Source organism: Streptomyces sp. V3I7 (assembly GCF_030817495.1).
Taxonomy (GTDB): domain Bacteria; phylum Actinomycetota; class Actinomycetes; order Streptomycetales; family Streptomycetaceae; genus Streptomyces.
This window is the reverse complement of the sequence record NZ_JAUSZK010000001.1, coordinates 1,300,973-1,320,745: the sequence shown is the minus strand read 5'-3', so window position 1 is coordinate 1,320,745 and position 19,773 is coordinate 1,300,973. Positions and strand designations below refer to the sequence as shown.

General features: G+C 73.1%; 17 protein-coding genes and 1 pseudogene. 13 read left to right on the top strand and 5 right to left on the bottom strand.

The annotated features are described in order from the left end of the window. Nucleotides 1-143: 143 nt before the first annotated feature. The 3 genes from QFZ74_RS06320 (at nt 144) to QFZ74_RS06310 (ending at nt 1,946) form a co-directional block, all read left to right on the top strand. A complete protein-coding gene (locus QFZ74_RS06320; protein WP_307619790.1) occupies nt 144-686 on the top strand; it encodes a sigma-70 family RNA polymerase sigma factor in 543 nt (180 codons plus the stop codon). Then, nucleotides 683-1,555: an anti-sigma factor gene (locus tag QFZ74_RS06315; protein WP_307619789.1), complete on the top strand. Its 873-nt coding sequence runs from the start codon at nt 683-685 to the stop codon at nt 1,553-1,555. Before QFZ74_RS06320 ends, QFZ74_RS06315 begins: the two co-directional genes overlap by 4 nt. A gap of 115 nt (nt 1,556-1,670) precedes the next feature. After that, nucleotides 1,671-1,946 carry a hypothetical protein gene (locus QFZ74_RS06310; RefSeq protein WP_307619788.1) on the top strand — a complete coding sequence of 92 codons (276 nt, stop codon included), beginning with the start codon at nt 1,671-1,673 and terminating at the stop codon, nt 1,944-1,946. Between the two features lie 109 nt (nt 1,947-2,055). Here the strand turns inward: QFZ74_RS06310 and QFZ74_RS06305 are convergent, their stop codons facing one another. From QFZ74_RS06305 to hmgA, 4 genes and pseudogenes are all read right to left on the bottom strand, one after another. Next, nucleotides 2,056-3,252, bottom strand: a complete 1,197-nt coding sequence (locus QFZ74_RS06305; protein WP_373462351.1) for a CaiB/BaiF CoA transferase family protein — start codon at nt 3,250-3,252, stop codon at nt 2,056-2,058. Nucleotides 3,253-3,327: 75 nt separating this feature from the next. Next, nucleotides 3,328-4,487: pseudogene (locus tag QFZ74_RS06300) on the bottom strand (type ISP restriction/modification enzyme). Nucleotides 4,488-4,513: 26 nt separating this feature from the next. Then, nucleotides 4,514-5,263 carry a GntR family transcriptional regulator gene (locus QFZ74_RS06295; protein WP_307619786.1) on the bottom strand — a complete coding sequence of 250 codons (750 nt, stop codon included), beginning with the start codon at nt 5,261-5,263 and terminating at the stop codon, nt 4,514-4,516. 42 nt (nt 5,264-5,305) lie between these two features. After that, nucleotides 5,306-6,622 carry a homogentisate 1,2-dioxygenase gene (hmgA, locus tag QFZ74_RS06290; RefSeq protein WP_307619785.1) on the bottom strand — a complete coding sequence of 439 codons (1,317 nt, stop codon included), beginning with the start codon at nt 6,620-6,622 and terminating at the stop codon, nt 5,306-5,308. 250 nt (nt 6,623-6,872) lie between these two features. On the opposite strand from hmgA, the gene QFZ74_RS06285 reads away from it, so the two are divergent. The 10 genes from QFZ74_RS06285 (at nt 6,873) to QFZ74_RS06240 (ending at nt 18,819) form a co-directional block, all read left to right on the top strand. Next, the gene (locus QFZ74_RS06285) at nt 6,873-7,490 is read left to right on the top strand and encodes a TetR/AcrR family transcriptional regulator (protein ID WP_307619784.1); all 618 of its coding nucleotides are present in this window, start codon (nt 6,873-6,875) and stop codon (nt 7,488-7,490) included. Between the two features lie 119 nt (nt 7,491-7,609). Next, the gene (locus tag QFZ74_RS06280) at nt 7,610-9,880 is read left to right on the top strand and encodes a molybdopterin oxidoreductase family protein (RefSeq protein WP_307619783.1); all 2,271 of its coding nucleotides are present in this window, start codon (nt 7,610-7,612) and stop codon (nt 9,878-9,880) included. 134 nt (nt 9,881-10,014) lie between these two features. Then, the gene (locus QFZ74_RS06275) at nt 10,015-11,460 is read left to right on the top strand and encodes a CitMHS family transporter (RefSeq protein WP_307619782.1); all 1,446 of its coding nucleotides are present in this window, start codon (nt 10,015-10,017) and stop codon (nt 11,458-11,460) included. 20 nt (nt 11,461-11,480) lie between these two features. Continuing rightward, on the top strand, nt 11,481-12,719 hold the full coding sequence (locus tag QFZ74_RS06270; protein WP_307619781.1) for an MFS transporter: 1,239 nt from the start codon (nt 11,481-11,483) through the stop codon (nt 12,717-12,719). 99 nt (nt 12,720-12,818) lie between these two features. Further along, nucleotides 12,819-13,430 (top strand): hypothetical protein, encoded by a 612-nt coding sequence (locus QFZ74_RS06265; RefSeq protein WP_307619780.1) that lies wholly within the window; start codon nt 12,819-12,821, stop codon nt 13,428-13,430. Next, nucleotides 13,417-14,196, top strand: a complete 780-nt coding sequence (locus tag QFZ74_RS06260) for a class F sortase (RefSeq protein WP_307619779.1) — start codon at nt 13,417-13,419, stop codon at nt 14,194-14,196. Before QFZ74_RS06265 ends, QFZ74_RS06260 begins: the two co-directional genes overlap by 14 nt. Nucleotides 14,197-14,249: 53 nt before the next feature. Continuing rightward, the gene (locus QFZ74_RS06255; protein WP_307619778.1) at nt 14,250-14,690 is read left to right on the top strand and encodes a DUF3574 domain-containing protein; all 441 of its coding nucleotides are present in this window, start codon (nt 14,250-14,252) and stop codon (nt 14,688-14,690) included. Between the two features lie 109 nt (nt 14,691-14,799). Next, the gene (locus tag QFZ74_RS06250; RefSeq protein WP_307619777.1) at nt 14,800-16,188 is read left to right on the top strand and encodes an aldehyde dehydrogenase family protein; all 1,389 of its coding nucleotides are present in this window, start codon (nt 14,800-14,802) and stop codon (nt 16,186-16,188) included. A 14-nt stretch (nt 16,189-16,202) separates the two neighbouring features. Next, nucleotides 16,203-17,288 (top strand): Zn-dependent alcohol dehydrogenase, encoded by a 1,086-nt coding sequence (locus QFZ74_RS06245; protein WP_307619776.1) that lies wholly within the window; start codon nt 16,203-16,205, stop codon nt 17,286-17,288. A gap of 205 nt (nt 17,289-17,493) precedes the next feature. Beyond that, entirely contained in the window at nt 17,494-18,819 is a 1,326-nt protein-coding gene (locus tag QFZ74_RS06240) for an MFS transporter (RefSeq protein ID WP_307619775.1), read from the top strand. On the opposite strand, the gene QFZ74_RS06235 is transcribed toward QFZ74_RS06240, so the two are convergent. Continuing rightward, nucleotides 18,811-19,773 carry a DMT family transporter gene (locus tag QFZ74_RS06235; RefSeq protein WP_307624056.1) on the bottom strand — a complete coding sequence of 321 codons (963 nt, stop codon included), beginning with the start codon at nt 19,771-19,773 and terminating at the stop codon, nt 18,811-18,813. The two genes, QFZ74_RS06240 and QFZ74_RS06235, sit on opposite strands and share 9 nt — an antisense overlap.

Below are 19,773 nucleotides of genomic sequence, written 5' to 3'. Positions count from 1 at the left end.
ATTGGCCGACCGCGGAAATTCTTTTCCCCGTCCCCGACCCGCGTTTTCGCCGCCCGGATCCGTAACCCCGTCCGGAGGTGCCTTCGTTGCGAATGCCTGGTGTGACGGGACGGCCGGGGTGCGGCCGCGGAGAGGGGGACCGAGTGGAGGCGGACGAGCTTCTGCTGCTCGTGGCCGGCGGTGACCACACGGCCTTCGAGCAGCTGTACGGACTGGTGTCCGGGCCCGTGTTCGGACTCGTGCGCCGCGTGGTGCGCGACCCCGCCCAGTCGGAGGAGGTCGCCCAGGAGGTGCTGCTCGAACTCTGGCGCTGCGCCGCCCGGTTCGACCCCGCCCGGGGCAGTGCCCTGTCCTGGATCCTCACCCTCGCCCACCGCCGCGCCGTCGACCGGGTGCGCAGCGCCCGCGCGGCTGGCGAGCGCGAGCAGCGCGAGGCCCTGCGCTCCGGGGCACCCGCCTTCGACCAGGTCTCGGAGGAGGTCGAGGCGGGCCTGGAGCGCGAGTGGGTGCGCCGCTGCCTGGACCGGCTGACCGCGCTCCAGCGCCAGTCGGTGACGCTGGCCTACTACGACGGGTACACCTACCGTGAGGTCGCCGAGCGGCTGTCGCTGCCGCTGGGCACCGTGAAGACGCGGATGCGCGACGGGCTGACCCGGCTGCGCCAGTGCCTGGGAGGCGCCGCATGAGCATCCTGGCCCGGCTGTTCCCCCGCGAGGACCCCCACTCGCTCGCCGCCCCCTACGCGCTCGACGCCCTCGGCCCCGCCGAACGCCACCGCTTCGAGCAGCACCTGCGCGCCTGCGACCGCTGCCCCGCCGAGGTCCGCGCCCTCTCCGAGGACGCGGTGCGCCTGGCCTGGTCGACGGCCGCCCCGGCACCGCCCGCGTTGCGCGACCGGGTGCTGGCCGCCGTACGGACGCTGCCGCAGGAACCGGCGGGCGCCCGCGCCGCATGGCGGGAACCGGCGGGCGTGCGCGCCCCGTCGCTGGGACCGGCCGCCGCACGGGCGCGCGGGACACAACTCCCGCCGCACGTCTGGGGCACGCAGCCCGTGCCGGCCCGCACTCGTGCGCCAAGGACGCGCCCCCTGTTCGTCCCGTTCGCCACGGCCACCGCCGCGGCGGCGCTCGTCGTCGCCGGACTGTTCGCGGTGCAGGCCCACAGGACGCAGGACGGGCTGGACGCCGAGCGGGCCCGGGCGCGTGAGATCGCCCACGTGCTCGCGGCGCCCGACGCCCGGGCGAGCAGCGGGAAGGGCGCCCGGGGCGGCAGTATCGCCGTGATCGCCTCCGTCTCCGAGGGGAGGGCGGTCGTCACCCTCGGCGGATACGGCGCACCGCCCGGCGGACGCGTCCACCAGCTGTGGCTGATGCGCCCCCATGTGCCACCGCGCTCCCTCGGTGTGTTCGAGGGCGACACGCCCTTGGTCGCGACCGGGCTGACCACGTCCGCGACGTCACTCGCCGTGACCGTCGAACCGGACGGTGGATCAACGCACCCCACTGGCCAGCCGTTGGCGCAACTCGCCCTGAAATCGGTCGGATTCGGAGAGTAATCGTCAACCTCCTTGTGGGGAAGGTGAATCCTGCGACCGCGATACACGGGTGCCCGTTTGGGACGATAGGGTTACCCTGCCCGGGCCGGGTGGACTCGTACGGGTGGGGAGTGACATGGAGCAGATAACAGTGCGCAGCAGGGCGAGGGTCCCTGCGATCACCTGCGGGAGCAGCGCGAGCAGTTCGCGCCTCGACCGCCACCTCTCGGTGCTGGCGGGACCCGCCATACCGCAGCAGAAGACGGCCGAGGCGACGCTGCTGATGCGTGAGCTGACCTCGCGTCCGCCCACACAGGAACGCAGCGCCCGGGGCACGCGTGTGAGCCGCGTCTCGCTGTTCGCGCCGCTGCGCCGACTGCGCCGCTCGCTGTTCGGCGGCAACAAGCACTGAAACACCCGCGCGCACGCTCGGCTCGCGTGCGCCGAAGGCCCGCGTGTGTGTGAGATGTACCTGGGAACTCACGTGCACGGAGCGCCCGCCTGTACCGACCAGCCCGCGTTCAGGCCGCGACGCCGTCCCGGCGCAGCGCTGCGATCTCGCCGTCCGTCATCCCCACGGCTCGCAGCAGTGCCTCGGTGTGCTGCCCGAGCGCGGGCACGTCCCCCATCCGTGCCTCGTCCCCGCCCGGCAGCGTGATGGGCGGCAGCAACGCCTTCAGCGGCCCGACCGGCGACCCCACCTCCCGCCACCGCTCCCGGGCCGCCAGCTGCGGATGCTCCGCCAGGTCGTCCAGGTCCCTCAGGCGCGCGCACGCGATGCCCGCGCCCTCCAGCCGCGCCAGCGCCTCGTCGGCGTCCAGCGCGCCCAGTGCCTTCGCGACCAGCTCGTCCGTCCGCTCCCGGCGCGCGACCCGCGCCGTGTTCGTCGCGAAGTCCGGATCCACCCCCAACTCGGGCCGCTCCAGCACCTGTTCGGCCAGCCGCCGCCACTCCCGGTCGTTCTGCACGGACACCAGCACCCGGCCGCCGTCCGCGGTCGGATAGGCGTCGTACGGCGCGATGACGGCGTGCGCGAGTCCGGTGCGCGCCGGGGGAGTTCCGCCGTGGAGCGCGGAGTGCAGCGGGTGCCCCATCCACTCCGCGAGCGCCTCCAGCATCGACACCTCGACGGGCCCGCCCCGCCCGGTGGTCCCGCGCCGTACCAGCGCCGCGAGCACTCCGGAGAAGGCGTACATGGCCGCCGCGATGTCCGCCGCCGGGACGCCCGCCTTCACCGGCTGCTCCGGCGTCCCGGTGACCGACACGAGCCCCGCCTCGCACTGCACGAGCATGTCGTACGCCCGCTTGTCCGCGTACGGACCGGACGCGCCGTACCCCGAGATGTCCACGGCGACCAGCCGCGGGTGCGCGGCGCACAGCGTGGCGGCGTCCAGGCCCAGCCGGGCGGCGGCGCCGTGGGCGAGGTTCTGCACGAACACGTCCGCACCGGCGACCAGTCTCCGTACGACCTCCAGACCGCGCGGATCCTTCAGGTCGAGCGCGATCGACTCCTTCCCGCGGTTGCACCACACGAAGTGCGAGGCCAGGCCGCGGGCCGCGGTGTCGTACCCGCGCGCGAAGTCGCCCCCGTCGACACGCTCGACCTTGATGACCCGCGCCCCCAGGTCGGCGAGTTGCCGGGTCGCAAACGGCGCGGCCACGGCCTGTTCGACGGCGACGACGGTGATGCCCTCCAGGGGCAGGGGGAGCCGGTCCATGGAACCGATCATGACCCGGACCTGCCCCCTTTGTCAGTAGCTCAGTACCTCATTAGCCGGTCAGTGCTGCCCGCGCTAGATGAGCGCGAACTGGCCCTCCGGCCCTCCTCGTGGTGGTCCAGGACCGTGGCGGGGCCTCGGGTCGCGCGAGGGAGGGGGAGGACGCCTGCCTTGTGGAGGTCGGTGGGGGTGATGGGGTTCGTGACCTTCAACGACGCCTGTTGTGGGCGGAGTTCCGTCAGGAGGGTGAGGATCGTGATCAGTTCCAGGAGCTCCGAGGTCCAGGGCCGGGGCCAGGTCGTCGGGCGGATCGCGGCGAGGGTGTGCGGTTCGGGGTCCGTGGTGCGGGTGGTGAACCAGGACTCCAGGACGCGAGTGCCGGCCACCGTGAAGTCCCAGGCCTCGGGCGGTACCGGGGAGACGCGGCCCTCGTCGAGGTGGAGCGTCTCCCCGGCGCGGTCGTAGTGGAGGGTCCGCGGGCGGGGCGGGAGAGGTGCGCGTACGTACGGGCGGCGGCCGCCGGGGAGTTTGGGGCGGGTGCCGTCGCGGCGCAGCAGCCACAGCATCCGGTGGCCCAGGCGGACGCCCTCGGACCAGAGCCCGGGGTCCGCCGGGAGCGGGACCGTGAGGTCGGGGCGGACCGCCGTCAGCGTCCAGGCGAGCAGGTCCGGCGGGGTGGGGGAGAGGCCCAGCCGCGAGCCGACGTACGTCAACAGGCCCGGCGCCAGGTTGGGTTCGGTGCCGCCGGGCCGGCGGTACAGCGGGCGGACGCGGCCCGGACGGACGAGGGGGAGCAGCGAGGTCGCCAGGAGCGGTGGGGCCGAGGCCTCCGTGGCCGTCTCCACGACGAACACCTGGTGGGAGTCCGCCACCCGCCACAACTCGGGGCGGGCCGTGTCGATCAGCCGGTGGTCCGGGATCAGCCACTGCTCGTCGAACGGGGCCGCCAGCACACGGACCGGCTCCGGGCACGGACCCGAGGCGCGGGCCAGCTTCTCCGTCCCGCCCAACCGGCCCGGGAGTTGGCCGACGGCCGAGTGCGGCGTGCGTGCGCGGGTCGGCTCGAACAGGGCGTCCTGGTCCGGGCCTTCGGTCTTCAGGAGGGCGTCCCAGCGGGCCCTCAGCGAGGCCGGATCGGGGGCCGTCGGCCAGGCGCGGCCCAGGCGCGGGGGTTCCACGGACCACGGCATGAGGTCCGCGAGCGGGAGAGCGTCGTCGGGCGTCACGCTCGGCATCGTACGGGCCGTCGGCGGCGGTCGGGTCAGGTGGCGTCCAAGGTCACCGTGAAGGAGAAGCGGTCGCCGCGGTAGTGGATCAGCGCGACGTCCAGCACCCGACCGTCGCCGTCGTACGTCACCCCGGTGTAGTGCAGGATCGGGCTGAGCAACGGGACTTGGAGGAGCCGGGCCGTCTCGGGGTCCGCCAGCCGTGCCTCCACCGTGTCCGTGATGCGGCTGATGGCCGCCCCGGCCACGTCCCGCAGCACCTTCGTCATCGGCCAGCGGATCAGGTCCTCGGCGTCGATGCGGTCGCCCAGCTCCGGGCGGATGTGGTTGCGGGCGTGGTTGGTCGGCTCACCGGACCTCTCGTCGCAGCGCAGCCGGTGGTACGTCGCCACCTCGGCCACGTCCGGGAAGTACTCGGCGAGTTCCGCCGGTACCGGCGTCCGCCCCCGGTCCAGCAGTTCCGTCGTCATGCCGGACTGCTGGGCCACGATCGCGTCCACCGAGCCCAGGAGCCGTACCGGCGCGCCGCGTTGCGCACCGGGCTCGATGAACGTGCCGCGCCTGCGGTGCCGGCTGATCAGGCCCTCGTCCTCCAGCTCCTTGAGCGCCTGCCGCATGGTCAGCACGCTCACGCCGTAGTGCCCGGCCAGTTGCTGCTCGGTCGGCAGGCGCAGCTGGTCCCGCGGAGTGCGGCCGAGTATCGAGGCGCGCAGGGACTGCGACACCTGGTACCAGAGCGGCAGCTTGCGGTTCAGGACGACCGAGTCAGGGGCGAAGGGAGTCACCGGAGTATCCGTACCAGTCCGTGCCGTTCAGTGCGAGGTCGTTCAGTGCGACGGGCGGAAGTGGCGCTCCAGGCCCTGCCACACGTCGTCGTACCGCTGCTGGAGATGTCCGGCCCCGGCCGCCTGCGGGGTGAGCGTCACCGGCCAGCGCGTCTCGAACATGAACGCCAGCCCGTCGTCCACCTTGTGCGGCTTCAGCTCGGCGGCGCTCGCCCGCTCGAACGTCTCCCGGTCCGGTCCGTGCGCCGACATCATGTTGTGCAGCGAGCCGCCGCCCGGCACGAAGCCCTCCGCCTTCGCGTCGTACGCGCCCTCGATCAGGCCCATGTACTCGCTCATTACGTTCCGGTGGAAGTACGGCGGCCGGAACGTGTCCTCGCCCACCAGCCAGCGCGGCGCGAACACGACGAAGTCGACGCCCGCGAGCCCGGGGGTGTCCGACGGCGACGTCAGCACCGTGAAGATCGACGGGTCCGGGTGGTCGTACGAGATGGTGCCGATCACATTGAACCGGCGCAGGTCATAGACGTACGGCACATGGTTGCCGTGCCAGGCGACCACGTCCAGCGGGGAGTGGTCGTACGTCGCCGTCCAGAGGTTGCCGCCGAACTTGTTCACCACCTCCACCGGCCCCTCGACGTCCTCGTACGCGGCGACCGGTGCCAGGAAGTCCCGGGCGTTCGCCAGCCCGTTGGCGCCGATGGGGCCCAGGTCAGGCAGCTGGAACGGCGCCCCATAGTTCTCGCACACATAGCCGCGCGCAAAGTCATCCAGCAGCTCCACACGGAAGCGCACCCCACGAGGAATCAGCGCCACATGTCCCGGCTCCACATGCAGCAGCCCGAACTCCGTACGCAGCAGCAACCCCCCGCTCTCCGGCACGATCAGCAGCTCCCCGTCGGCGTCGCTGAAGAAGCGCTGCATCGAGGAGTTGGCCTGGTACAGGTGCACGGCCATGCCGGTGCGCTGCGTCGCGTCGCCGTTGCCGCCGAGCGTCCACAGGCCCGCCAGGAAGTCCGTCCCGGCCGGGGGCTCGGGCAGCGGGTTCCAGCGCAGCCGGTTCGGGTCCGGCACCGTCTCCGTGAAGGGCGCCGTGCGGATCGCGCCGTTGCCGGTGCGGGTGAACGCGGGATGCGCGGCCGAGGGGCGGATGCGGTACAGCCACGAGCGGCGGTTGTGCGCGCGGGGCTCGGTGAACGCCGTCCCGCTGAGCTGCTCCGCGTACAGCCCGAGCGGTGCGCGCTGCGGCGAGTTGCGGCCCTCAGGCAGGGCGCCCGGCACCGCCTCCGAAGCGTGCTCGTTGCCGAACCCGGAGAGATGGTCCAGCTGCTCGGCGGTCTTCCGCGCGTCCCCGCTCATGGTCGCTCCCTTGCGCACCCGATTCCTCTGGAGAACCGTAGGATTGCGCGTTCCCCGGCGCAAGAGGTCCCCGGCGCTCCGGCCGGATCCGCGCGGTGCACGGGACGCGGCCCGTGGGCGCACATTCCGTGAAGCGCAGTCCGTGGGCGCTGTCCGGGAGCGCCGTCCGCAAGCCGGATGCGGTGAGTGCACGGGAGGCCCGCCTTCGTACAGTGGGACGACGTTCACCGGATCCCGCCGGAAAGGCATCATGAAGCCCGTCCCCCACGCGACATCGCTTCGCCGCGCGCCGGTCCAGCGGCGCAGCGCCGAACGGCTGGCCAGGATCCTCGACGCCTGCGCCGACCTCCTCGGCGAGGTCGGTTACGACGGTCTCAGCACCCGTGCGGTGGCGCTGCGCGCGGACGTCCCCATCGGCTCGGTCTACCGCTTCTTCGGCAACAAACGGCAGATGGTCGGCGCACTCGCGCAGCGCAATCTGGAGCGCTACTCCGAGCGCGTCACCCAGCGGCTGCGGGACGCGCGGCCGGGTGACTGGCGCGCGGCCCTGGACGCCGTCCTCGACGAGTACCTCGCGATGAAGAGCACCGCCCCCGGCTTCGCCCTCGTGGACTTCGGCAACCAGATACCGGTCGGCGCCCGCCATGGCCAGCCCAATTACCGCGTCGCCGCCCGCCTGACCGAACTGCTCTCCGGCTATCTCGGCCGCACCCCCGACGAGGACCTGAGGCGCGTCTTCCTGGTCGCCGTGGAGACCGCCGACACGCTCATCCACCTGGCGTTCCGGGCAGCCCCGCAGGGCGACGAGGCGATCATCGCCGAGGCCCGTGAACTGCTGCGGGCCTATCTCGCCCGCGTGCTGGACTGACCCCACCGGCAAGCGTCCGCGCCCACGGGATCCGCGGCACCCCTCCCCACCGTGCATACCGGTCGGTATGCTCACCGTCGAACGTGCGCCATCGAAGCCGCCGCCCTCCGGGAGGACCCGTGTCCCGCACCGCCCTGCGAATCTGCCCCCTGTGCGAGGCCACCTGCGGGCTGACGCTCACCGTCGAGGGAACCCGGGTCACCGGCGCCCGCGGCGACCGCGACGACGTGTTCAGCAAGGGGTTCATCTGTCCCAAGGGCGCCGTCTTCGGCGCCGTCGACGGCGACACCGACCGGCTGCGCGCCCCGCTCGTCCGCAAGGACGGCGAACTGCGCGAGGCCACCTGGGAGGAGGCGTTCGACGCCGTGGCCGCGGGCCTGCGCGCGGTCGTCGAGCGCTGCGGCGCCGACTCCGTGGGCGTCGTCCTCGGCAATCCCAACGTGCACACCGTGGCCGGCGGCCTCTACCCGACGGTGCTGCTCGGCGCCCTGCGTACCCGCAGCCTGTTCACGGCCTCCACGCTCGACCAGATGCCCAAGCACGTCTCCAGCGGGCTCCTGTACGGCGACGCCAATGCCATCCCCGTACCCGACCTGGACCGCACCGACCACCTGCTCCTCATCGGCGCCAACCCCCTGGAGTCCAACGGGAGTCTGTGCACCGCCCCCGACTTCCCCGGCAAGCTCAAGGCCCTGCGCACCCGCGGCGGCACCCTCACCGTCATCGACCCGCGCCGCACCCGCACCGCCCGCCTCGCCGACCGGCACATAGCGATCCGCCCCGGCACCGACGCCCTGCTGCTCGCGGCGATGACGTACGTCCTCTTCGAGGAGGGCCTGGCCGACCTGGGGGACCTCGCGCCGCACGTCCAGGACCTCGAGGAACTCCGTGAGGCCGTACGGGATTTCACCCCCGAGGCCGTCGCCGAGGGCTGTGACGTGCCCGCTGATGTCACCCGCGCCCTCGTCCGCGACCTGGCCGCCGCCCCCACCGCCGCCGTGTACGCCCGCATCGGCACCTGCACCGTCCCGCACGGCACCCTCGCCAGCTGGCTGGTGGACGTCCTCAACATCCTCACCGGCAACCTCGACCGGCCCGGCGGCGCCCTCTTCCCGCAGGCGGCCACCGACCGGACGCCCCGCCCGGCCGGCGCCGGCCACGGCTTCGCGCTCGGCCGCTGGCACTCCCGGGTGAGCCGGCACCCCGAGGCCAAGGGCGAACTGCCGCTCGCCGCCCTCGCCGAGGAGATCGACACCGCGACCGACGCGGGCGAGCCGGTGCGCGCCGTCATCACCGTCGCCGCCAACCCCGTGCTCTCCGCACCCGACGGCAACCGGCTCGACAAGGCCCTGGAATCACTGGACTTCATGGTCAGCGTCGACCCGTACCTCAACGAGACCTCGCGCCACGCCCACGTCGTGCTGCCACCGCCGCCGCCCTCGCAGAGCCCGCACCACGACTTCGCCTTCAACACCCTCGCCGTACGCAACCAGGTCCGCTACACCCGCCCAGCCGTGCCCCTGGAGGCGGGCCGGATGGCCGAGTCCGAGATCCTGGCCCGGCTGATCCTCGCCGCCTCCGATTGGGGTCTCCCCTGCTCGAGCGAAGCCGAGAGCTTGGGGAAGCACGGGGCCGAGCCGGCGGCCGTCGACCAGATGGTGATCGACCAGACCCTCGGCAAGGCGGTCGCCGACGCGCACTCCCCGGTGCACGGCCGCGACCCCCAGGAACTCGCCGCAGAACTCACCGGCGACAACGGCCCCGAGCGACGGCTCGACATGATGCTGCGCCTCGGCCCCTACGGCGACGGCTTCGGCGCAGATCCCGACGGGCTCAGCCTGGAGAAGCTGCTCGCCCATCCGCACGGCATCGACCTCGGGCCGCTGCGCCCGCGCCTGCCGCAGCCGCTGAAGACCCGCAGCGGCAAGGTGGAGCTGCTGCCGCGGCCGATCGCCGAGGACCTGCCCCGGCTGCGCGCCGCGCTCGCGGACCGCCCGGCCGGTCTCGTCCTCGTCGGCCGCCGCCATCTGCGCTCCAACAACAGCTGGATGCACAACGTCCCCGCCCTCACCGGCGGCACCAACCGCTGCACCCTGCACATCCACCCCGACGACGCCGACCGCCTCGGCGTGCGCGACGGGGGACAGGTACGGGTGAAGGGCGCCGGGGGAGAGGTGGTCGCCCCCGCCGAGGTCACCGACGCCGTCCGGCCCGGCGTCGTCAGCCTGCCGCACGGCTGGGGCCACGACCGCCCCGGGACCCGGCTGACCCACGCCGCCGCAGACCCCGGCGTCAACGTCAACCAGCTCCTCGACGGCACCCTGCTCGACCCGCTGTCGGGCAACGCGGTGCTCAACGGCGTACCCGTCGAGCTCACGGCAACGTTGTGACCTGGAGTTTCGCGCTTATTGCTCACGTGTCAACGTCTTGTTAACGCCGTTCTGCGGGACCTAACGTCGTCGCACCGCCGGCCTCTGACGCACTTCAGGGGCCGTGTTCAAGGGCGAACGTTAGGTATCCACTCATGCTGACCATCCTCGGCTTCGCCATGATCGCGACCTTCCTGGTCCTGATCATGCTGAAGAAGATGTCGCCGATCGCGGCGCTCGTGCTGATCCCCGCGCTGTTCTGCGTGTTCGTCGGCAAGGGCGCCGGACTCGGCGACTACGTCATCGACGGCGTCACCGACCTCGCGCCCACCGCGGCGATGCTCATGTTCGCGATCGTCTACTTCGGTGTGATGATCGACGTCGGCCTGTTCGACCCGATCGTGCGGGGCATCCTGCGCTTCTGCAAGGCCGATCCGCTGCGGATCGTCGTCGGCACCGCGGTCCTCGCCGCGATCGTCTCGCTCGACGGAGACGGCTCGACCACCTTCATGATCACGGTCTCGGCGATGTACCCGCTGTACAAGCGGCTGAAGATGTCCCTGGTCGTGCTGACCGGCGTCGCCGCCATGGCCAACGGTGTGATGAACACCCTGCCGTGGGGCGGCCCGACCGCCCGCGCCGCGACCGCACTGAAGGTCGACGCCGGCGACATCTTCGTCCCGATGATCCCGGCCCTCGCCGTCGGCCTGCTGGGCGTCCTCGTCCTCGCGTACGTCCTCGGCCGCCGCGAGCGGCAGCGGCTCGGCGTTCTGACGCTGGACGAGGCGCTGGTGGAGCAGTCGGAGACGGTGCTGGTGGGTACCGGTTCCGGTGGCGCGGTCAAGGGGCCTGCGGACAGCGGCGGTTCGGGCGCGGGAGCGGACGCGGGAACGGGTACGGACGTGGACGCGGGCGGTTCCGGGGAGGCCGGCGCTTCCGAGGACGCGGCGGACGAGGGCTTCCAGGGCCTCGACCCCGACCGCCCCACCCTGCGCCCCAAGCTGTACTGGTTCAACGCGCTGCTCACGGTGGCCCTGCTCACCGCCATGATCATGGAACTGCTGCCGATCCCGGTGCTGTTCCTGATCGGCGCCGCGCTCGCGCTCACCGTCAACTTCCCGCACATGCCCGACCAGAAGGCCCGCATCGCCGCTCACGCCGAGAACGTGCTCAACGTCTCCGGCATGGTCTTCGCCGCCGCCGTCTTCACCGGCGTCCTCCAGGGCACCGGCATGGTCGACCACATGGCCAAGTGGCTGGTGGGCCACGTCCCCGACGCCATGGGCCCGCACATGGCCCTCGTCACCGGCGTCCTGAGCATCCCGCTCACGTACTTCATGTCCAACGACGGCTTCTACTTCGGCATCCTGCCCGTGCTCGCCGAGGCGGGCCACGCGCACGGCGTCTCCTCGCTGGAGATCGCCCGCGCCTCGATCGTCGGCCAGCCCCTGCACATGTCGAGCCCACTCGTCCCAGCCGTGTACGTCCTGGTCGGCATGGCCAAGGTGGAGTTCGGCGACCACACCCGGTTCGTCGTGAAGTGGGCCGTCCTCACCTCGCTGATCGTGCTCGGCGCGGGACTGCTCCTCGGCATCATCTGACCTTGCGGGAGGACGTACTCATGAGGCCCGGTGGGCACCGCGGCTGGCTGCTCCGGCTCGTCATCGCCTTCGGCTTCGCGCAGGGGGCGGTGTCGATGGCGCGGCCCGCCGTGTCCTACCGGGCCCTCGCGCTGGGCGCCGACGGGCGGGCGGTCGGCGTCATCGCGGGCGTGTACGCGCTGCTGCCGCTGCTGGCCGCCGTACCGCTCGGCCGCCGTACCGACCGCGGCCGCTGTGCGCCCCTGCTGCCGGTCGGCGTCGTCCTCATCTCCGGTGGCTGCGCGCTCAGCGGCCTCGCGAACTCCCTTTGGGCGATGGCCCTGTGGAGCGGGGTGATGGGGCTCGGTCACCTCTGCTTCGTGATCGGCGCCCAGTCGCTCGTGGCCCGTCAGTCCGCCCCGCACGAACAGGACCGCAACTTCGGCCACTTCACCATCGGCGCCTCGCTCGGCCAGCTCGTCGGCCCGGTCGCGGCCGGCGCCCTGATCGGCGGCCCCGACATGGCCGCCACCAGCGCGCTCGCCCTGGTCGTCGCGGGCGCGGGCGCGGCGGCGGCGTGCACCTCGCTGTGGCGCATCGAGGTCCGTACGACCGCCAAGTCCCCTGCCCCGTACGGCGACCGCGTCCCGGTCGGCCGCATCCTGCGCGCCCGGGGCGTGCCCGCGGGCATGCTCATCAGCCTGTCCGTGCTGTCCGCCACGGACATCCTCACCGCCTATCTCCCCGTGGTCGGCGAGCACCGGGGTATCGCGCCGGCGGTGATCGGCGTCCTGCTCAGCCTGCGCGCCGGGGCCAGCATCGCCTGCCGCCTCGTCCTCACGCCCCTGCTGCGGCTGCTCGGCCGGACCGTACTGCTCACGGTGACCTGTCTGCTGGCGGCGCTGCTGTGCGCGGCGATCGCCCTGCCGGTGCCGGTGTGGGCGCTCGGCCTGGTCCTCGCGGTGCTCGGCTTCTGCCTCGGTGTCGGCCAGCCGCTGTCCATGACGACGGTCGTCCAGGCCGCGCCGGACGACGCCCGCTCCACCGCCCTCGCCCTGCGCCTCACCGGCAACCGCCTCGGCCAGGTCGCCGCCCCCGCCGCGGCCGGCCTGGTCGCCGGACTCGCGGGCGTGGCCGCGCCATTCGTGATGCTGGGCGGGTTGCTGCTGCTCTCGGCGGGAGTCGCGTGGCGCTCGCTGACGGGGCCGGTGGCCGGACGGGAGGACGCAGGGGGCGCCCGTCGCGTGCGCCCCTCGTTGAGCCGGAAGAGCGATATCTGAGCGGCGCGCGGCGTTGCTTCCGAGCCGTGCGGGGCCGGCATGACACAGAGTCAGGAAAAGCAGATTGTACGAATAATTACCTGATTCGGAGGCCTGTTCATGCCGACCCCGTCCCTGCCCCGCCAAGCCGCCGCATGGGCGGCGCTCACCCTCACGGGATCCGTGCTCCTCGGCGCACCGGCCGTGGCCGCCCCCGGTGACAACGGGGACGTCAAGGTCCATGTGGTGGGTACGGCCGCCGAGGCGCACCTCAACCAGCCGAAGGTCTGCGAGTTCTACCTCGACGCCTTCAACTTCGACGCGGGCCAGGCGATCGACTGGACCATCGAGCCCCAGCCCGCGCAGAAGGGCTCCGCCCGACTCGAAGGCTCCCTCGACCTGCCCACCGGCACCGGGACGACGGCCCATCTCACCCTGCCCGACGGGCAGTACAAGCTGACCTGGGTCATCGAGGGAGGCAACGGAGCGGGCAAGCACAAGGTCTTCAAGGTCGACTGCCCGGAGAAGCCCGGCGGCGGCCCGAGCGGCGCACCGGGCGGTCCGGGCGGCGGGCATCACGGCGGCCCGAACGGCGGGCCGCCGGCCGGTGGCGGCGGGCTGGCCCGCGGCGAGGCCTTCACCCCGGTCGCCGGTGCCGCCGCCGTGGGGCTGGCCGCGGTGGGGGGATCGGTCTGGTTCCGGCTCCGCCGCCGCCCGTATGGCGCCGCGTAACCAGGCGCGCAGGCCGTCGGCCTCCCCTCGGGCCGCCGCCCACCGCGGGGCACGAAGACGCCGGCCCCGCAGGCCCTGGCACCGGACGCGCGCCTACCGCCTGACGAGGACGGTCGCCCTGACCGTCGTCCTGGTGGTGGGGGGCGTCCGCTGCGCCGGGGGAGCGGACGGATCCGCCGCGGACCCGGCGGATCCGGGAGCCGGCGGGACGCGTGCCGACGCGCGCGGAGGGCAGCAGCCGCTCGCGGCCCGTCCGGCGCGCGGCTCCGCGCACCCGCCCGCCCCGCCGCGCCCCCTGCCGCGCTCCCGCGCGGTCCGCCTCGCCATCCCCTACCTCGGCGTCGACGCCCCGGTCGGCACCCTCCGTCTCGACCGCGACCGGCGGATGACCGCCCCGCCGGACGACGCCCCGAGGCTCGTGGGCTGGTACGCCGACGGGCCCTCCCCGGGCGAGAGGGGTACGGCCGTCGCCGTCGGGCACCTCGACACGAAGACCGGCCCCGCCGTCTTCGCCGGTCTCCCCGCCCTGGGGCCCGGCCACCTGGTCGAGGCCAGGCGCGCCGACGGACGCGGCGCCGTCTACACGGTGGACGCGGTCCGTACGTACGACAAGGCGCACTTCCCCGACCGCGAGGTCTACGGCGCACGCGGGCGGCCGGAGCTGAGACTGATCACCTGCGGTGGCGCCTACGACCGCAGAACCGGCTACACGGGCAATGTCGTCGTCTTCGCCCACCTCACGCGCACTCTTGAGCGCACCCGGTGACGCACGCGGCGCGGCTGCCGTGGCCGGCGATCCCGGCCCGCTAGGCAGGACGTATGCGCACACACCTCACCCCCGCTCGCGTCGCGTTCGCCGCCGCCGGGCTGCTGCTGGCCGCCGCGCCCGCCGCGTACGGCACCCTCGGCGGCGACGTCCCGCGGCGCGGGAACCCGTACGTCGAGACGCATCTGTTCTTCGGAACCGCCCGCCCGGACGGCGGACCGGCCGTCAGCGAGCGGCAGTTCACGAACTTCGTCGACCGGGAGGTCACGCCGGGCTTCCCCGACGGGCTCACCGTGCAGAGCGGGCGCGGGCAGTGGCGGGACGCGCACGGCGTCATCGAGAAGGAGCGGTCCTACGAGCTGATCCTGCTGTATCCGGTGGCGGCAGCGGACGTCAGCGACCGGAGGATCGAGGAGATCCGCGCCGCGTACCGGACGGCCTTCGCCCAGGAGGCGGTGGGCCGGGTGGACGAGCAGGCGCAGGCCGACTTCTGAGACCTGGGTGCCCTGACCTCGCCACCCGGCCCCGGACACCCCTGGCGCGAGAAAACTAACGTCGCTAGTTTGTGAGCCGGACGACGCAGCCCCGCCGGGAGGAAGCACCATGAAGGCACACGACGGCCTGTACATCGACGGCGCCTGGCGCCCCGCCGCAGGCGAGGGCGTGATCGAGGTCGTGAACCCGGTCGACGAGCAGGTCATCGGCCGGGTCCCAGCCGGTGACGCGGCCGACGTCGACACCGCCGTACGCGCCGCCCGTGCCGCCCTCCCGGCCTGGGCCGCCACCCCGCCCGCCGCACGGGCCGCACGCCTGGCGGCCCTGCGGGACGTCCTCGCCGCCCGCAAGGACGAGATCGCCGAGACGGTCACCGCCGAACTCGGCTCGCCGCTGCCGTTCTCGCAGCTGGTCCACGCCGGTGTGCCGATCGCCGTCGCGGGCTCGTACGCCGAACTCGCCGCGACCCTCCCCTTCGAGGAGAAGGTCGGCAACTCGGTCGTCCACCAGGAGCCGGTCGGCGTGGTCGGCGCGATCACCCCCTGGAACTACCCGCTCCACCAGATCGTCGCCAAGGTCGCCCCGGCGCTGGCCGCGGGCTGCACGGTCGTGCTGAAGCCGGCCGAGAACACCCCGCTCACGGCCCAGCTGTTCGCGGAGGCGGCCGACGAAGCGGGCCTGCCCGCCGGTGTGTTCAACCTGGTCACCGGTCTCGGACCGGTCGCGGGCCAGGCGCTCGCCGAGCACCCGGACGTCGACCTGGTCTCCTTCACCGGCTCGACCGCCGTCGGCAAGCGGATCGGCGCCGTCGCGGGCGGTGCCGTCAAGCGGGTCGCCCTCGAACTCGGCGGCAAGTCCGCCAACGTCATCCTGCCGAGCGCCGACCTCGCCAAGGCGGTGGGCGTCGGCGTGGCCAACGTGATGTCCAACTCCGGTCAGACGTGCAGCGCCTGGACGCGCATGCTCGTGCACACCGACCAGTACGACGAGGCCGTGGAGCTGGCCGTCGCGGCCGCCGCGAAGTACGGCGAGCGCATCGGACCGGTGGTCAGCGCCCGGCAGCAGGAGCGGGTGCGCGGCTACATCGAGAAGGGCGTCGAGGAAGGTGCGCGCCTGGTGGCGGGCGGCCCCGAATCCCCGCGCGACAAGGGCTGGTTCGTCAGCCCCACCGTCTTCGCCGACGTCACCCCCGAGATGACGATCGCGCAGGAGGAGATCTTCGGCCCGGTCCTCACGATCCTCCGCTACGAGGACGAGGAGGACGCCCTGCGCATCGCCAACGGCACCGTCTACGGCCTCGCGGGCGCCGTCTGGGCGGGCGACGAGGCGGAGGCCGTGGCCTTCGCCCGCCGTATGGACACCGGCCAGGTCGACATCAACGGCGGCCGCTTCAACCCCCTCGCCCCCTTCGGCGGTTACAAGCAGTCCGGCGTCGGCCGCGAGCTCGGCGCGCACGGACTCGCCGAGTACCTCCAGACCAAGTCCCTCCAGTTCTAAGGGAGTTCCGAGTCATGGCCGTACGTGCCGCCGTCCTGCCCGCCATCGGCGCTCCCCTGGAGATCACCGCGATCGACCTGCCCGAGCCGGGCCCGGGCCAGGTCCGGGTGCGCCTCGCCGCCGCCGGGGTCTGCCACTCCGACCTGTCCCTGTCCAACGGCACCATGCGGGTGCCCGTCCCGGCCGTCCTCGGCCACGAGGGCGCCGGCACCGTCGTCGCCGTCGGCGAGGGCGTCACCCACGTCGCGCCCGGCGACGAGGTCGTCCTCAACTGGGCTCCCGCATGCGGGCGTTGCCACGCCTGCGAGCTCGGCGAGGTCTGGCTCTGCGCCAACGCGCTCAACGGAGCCGCCGACGTCTACGCCCACCGCAGCTCCGACGGCGCTGACCTCCACCCCGGCCTGAACGTCGCCGCGTTCGCCGAGGAGACGGTCGTCGCCGCGTCCTGCGTGCTCCCCGCCCCCTCGGGCGTCCCGCTGACCGACGCCGCCCTCCTCGGCTGCGCCGTCCTCACCGGCTACGGCGCCGTCCACCACTCGGCGCGGGTCCAGCCCGGGGAGACGGTGGCCGTGTTCGGCGTCGGCGGCGTCGGGCTCGCCGCCCTCCAGTCCGCTCGGATCGCGGGCGCCTCGAAGATCGTCGCGGTCGATGTCTCCCCGGAGAAGGAGGAGCTGGCGCGCGGAGCGGGCGCCACCGACTTCGTGATCGCCTCCGAGGACACGGCCCGCGAGATCCGCGGCCTCACCGGCAAGCAGGGCGTCGACGTGGCCGTCGAGTGCGTGGGCCGCGCCGTCACCATCCGTACGGCCTGGGAGTCCACCCGGCGCGGCGGCCGCACCACGGTCGTCGGCATCGGTGGCAAGGACCAGCAGGTCACCTTCAACGCCCTGGAGATCTTCCACTGGGGCCGCACCCTGTCCGGCTGCGTGTACGGCAACTCCGACCCGGCGAGGGACCTCCCCGTCCTGGCCGACCACGTGCGCTCCGGCCGCCTCGACCTCGGCGCCATGGTCACCGAACGCATCGCCCTGGACGGCATCCCGGCGGCCTTCGACAACATGCTGGCGGGCAAGGGCGGCCGCGCGCTGGTGGTGTTCTAACCCCGTCCCCCGACTCACCCCGGTCGCCCCCGCGCGGCCGGGGCCCTCGGCATGCCCGCCCACGCCTTTTCGATGCCACGTACAGGTAAAAACTGCTGCTGCGCAACCCGTTGACGCTCATACCGTCCGGTCAGTACGTTCCCGGAACCCGAGCCGCCCCCCGCTCCCGTCCCCGCCCGTCCCCGGACCCCCGGAGTGTGCACGCATGGACACGGCACCTTCCGCTCAGCCGCTCGCCACCCCCTCCTCCCCGGCCGACCGCAACCGCCGCCGGGTCGCCACCGCCGCCGCGCTCGCCTCGGCCGTCGAGTGGTACGACTACTTCGTCTTCGGCATCGCCGCCGCCCTCGTTCTCGGCGGCCTCTACTTCCCGTCCGGCAGCCCCGCCGCCGGGGTCCTGGCCTCCTTCGCCACCTTCGCCGTCGGCTTCCTCGCCCGTCCGATCGGCGGCATCATCGCCGGTCACCTCGGCGACAAGCACGGCCGCAAGCCCATGCTGGTCCTCGCGCTCACGCTCATGGGCCTGGCCACCACCGGCATCGGCCTGCTGCCGACGTACGCCACGATCGGTGTCGCCGCGCCGGTCCTGCTCGTCGTCCTGCGCGTCGTGCAGGGCATCGCGGTCGGGGCCCAGTGGGGCGGCGCCATGCTGCTGGCCACCGAGTACGCCCCCGAGGGCAAGCGCGGTGTCTACGGCAGCCTCGTCCAACTCGGCGTCCCCATCGGCGTGGTGACCGCGAACTCGGTCTTCCTGCTGGCCGGGGCGTTCACCAGCGACTCCGCGTTCGCCGTCTGGGGCTGGCGCATCCCGTTCGTCGTCGGCCTGTTCGTCCTCGCGCTCGCCCGCTACATCCACACCCGCGTCGAGGAGACCCCCGAATTCCGGGCAGCCGAACGGGCGTTGGCTGAACAGGAGAAGAGCGAGCAGACCTCACCGCTGCGCACGATCCTGCGCGATCACCTCGGCACGGTGTTCCTCGCGGGCGGGTCCTTCGCCGTGAACACGGCGACGTTCTACATCCTCATCACCGGCGTGCTGGACTACACGACCCGCGACCTCGGGATGGAGCGTAGCGCCGTCCTCACCGTCTCGCTGTGCGTCAGCATCACCCAGCTCGCCCTCATCCCGGCGGCGGCCGCCCTGTCCGACCGCATCGGCCGCATCCGGATCTACGCCCTCGGCGCGACCGGGATCGCGGTGTGGGCCGTACCGATGTTCCTGCTGATCGACACAGGCTCGCTGCTGTGGCTGGCGGTCGCCACGTTCGTCGCCAGCGCCTTCCTCAGCATCATGTACGGCCCCCAAGCCGCCCTGTTCGCCGAGCTGTTCACGCCGGAGATGCGCTACACCGGCGCCTCCCTCGGCTACCAGATCGCGGCCGTGTTCGGCGGCGGCCTCGCGCCCTTCGTGATGGTGCTGCTGCTGGAGGCGACGGGCACCTCGATGGCGGTGTCCGGCTACATCCTCGTGCTCTCGGTCATCGCCCTGGCGTCCATCAAGGTCCTGTCGAACAGGGCCCGTTCACGCTGAGTCGGCCGCCTTCTCGGCCCGCGGCTCCGGAGCCACGTCGACCACGGCCTCCGGCGCCGCGGCCTGGGAGGCCCGCGCCCGGGACCGCGACACCGCCACCCCCGCCAGGCACAGCGCACCGCCCGCCAGCGTGAGCAGCCCCGGCACCTCGCCGAGCGCCAGCCACGACATCAGGACGACCAGCGCGGGCACGGCGTAGGTGGTCGCGCCCATGCGGCTCGCGGTCGTCCGGGCGAGGGCGTAGGCCCAGGTGGTGAACGCGAGCGCGGTCGGGAAGACGCCGAGGTACACCATGTTGAGCGTCGCGGACAGAGGTGCCCGGGTGGCCTCGTGGACCAGCTGACCGGCGAACGGCAGACAGGCCACGGCGCCCACGAGGCAGCCGAACGTCGTCACTTGGAGCGCGCTGCCCCGGGCGAGGGCGGGCTTCTGCGCGACGACCCCGCCCGCGTAGGCGCCCGCCGCGAGCAGGCACAGCACCACCCCGAGCACCGAGGAGCCACCGCCTCCGGCCGACATCGACAGCCCCACGGTCACCGCGCCGGCGAACGACACCGCCATCCCCGCCAGCAGCCGCGGCGGCATCGGATCACCGAGCAGCCGGGCCCCGAGCAGGGCGATCAGCAGCGGGCCCACGTTCACGACGAGGGCGGCCGTCCCCGCGTCCACCTGCTGCTCGCCCCAGTTGAGCGCGACCATGTAGAACCCGAACCACAGCACCCCGGATATCGCGATCCCGCGCCAGGCCCCCCGCGGCGGCCACCCCTCGCGCCGTACGAGCCAGATCACCCCCAGTGCCAGCACCCCCGCCAGCAGCCGGCCGAGCGCCAGCGCACCGGGCGAGTAGGCGCTTCCCGCGCTGCGGATGGACACGAAGGCGGAGGCCCACAGCACCACGGTGACGCAGGCCGCGGCGGCGGCACGCGGCTCGGGTCGGGACGGGGAGGCGTTCAT

What these genes read in the sequence shown, in the direction of transcription:
- QFZ74_RS06315 (WP_307619789.1), top strand. Translation starts at nt 683, where the DNA reads ATGAGCATCCTGGCCCGGCTGTTCCCCCGCGAGGACCCCCACTCGCTC.
- QFZ74_RS06310 (WP_307619788.1), top strand. Translation starts at nt 1,671, where the DNA reads ATGGAGCAGATAACAGTGCGCAGCAGGGCGAGGGTCCCTGCGATCACC.
- QFZ74_RS06305 (WP_373462351.1), bottom strand. Translation starts at nt 3,252, where the DNA reads ATGGACCGGCTCCCCCTGCCCCTGGAGGGCATCACCGTCGTCGCCGTC.
- hmgA (WP_307619785.1), bottom strand. Translation starts at nt 6,622, where the DNA reads ATGAGCGGGGACGCGCGGAAGACCGCCGAGCAGCTGGACCATCTCTCC.
- QFZ74_RS06285 (WP_307619784.1), top strand. Translation starts at nt 6,873, where the DNA reads ATGAAGCCCGTCCCCCACGCGACATCGCTTCGCCGCGCGCCGGTCCAG.
- QFZ74_RS06275 (WP_307619782.1), top strand. Translation starts at nt 10,015, where the DNA reads ATGCTGACCATCCTCGGCTTCGCCATGATCGCGACCTTCCTGGTCCTG.
- QFZ74_RS06270 (WP_307619781.1), top strand. Translation starts at nt 11,481, where the DNA reads ATGAGGCCCGGTGGGCACCGCGGCTGGCTGCTCCGGCTCGTCATCGCC.
- QFZ74_RS06265 (WP_307619780.1), top strand. Translation starts at nt 12,819, where the DNA reads ATGCCGACCCCGTCCCTGCCCCGCCAAGCCGCCGCATGGGCGGCGCTC.
- QFZ74_RS06260 (WP_307619779.1), top strand. Translation starts at nt 13,417, where the DNA reads ATGGCGCCGCGTAACCAGGCGCGCAGGCCGTCGGCCTCCCCTCGGGCC.
- QFZ74_RS06255 (WP_307619778.1), top strand. Translation starts at nt 14,250, where the DNA reads ATGCGCACACACCTCACCCCCGCTCGCGTCGCGTTCGCCGCCGCCGGG.
- QFZ74_RS06250 (WP_307619777.1), top strand. Translation starts at nt 14,800, where the DNA reads ATGAAGGCACACGACGGCCTGTACATCGACGGCGCCTGGCGCCCCGCC.
- QFZ74_RS06245 (WP_307619776.1), top strand. Translation starts at nt 16,203, where the DNA reads ATGGCCGTACGTGCCGCCGTCCTGCCCGCCATCGGCGCTCCCCTGGAG.
- QFZ74_RS06240 (WP_307619775.1), top strand. Translation starts at nt 17,494, where the DNA reads ATGGACACGGCACCTTCCGCTCAGCCGCTCGCCACCCCCTCCTCCCCG.
- QFZ74_RS06235 (WP_307624056.1), bottom strand. Translation starts at nt 19,773, where the DNA reads ATGAACGCCTCCCCGTCCCGACCCGAGCCGCGTGCCGCCGCCGCGGCC.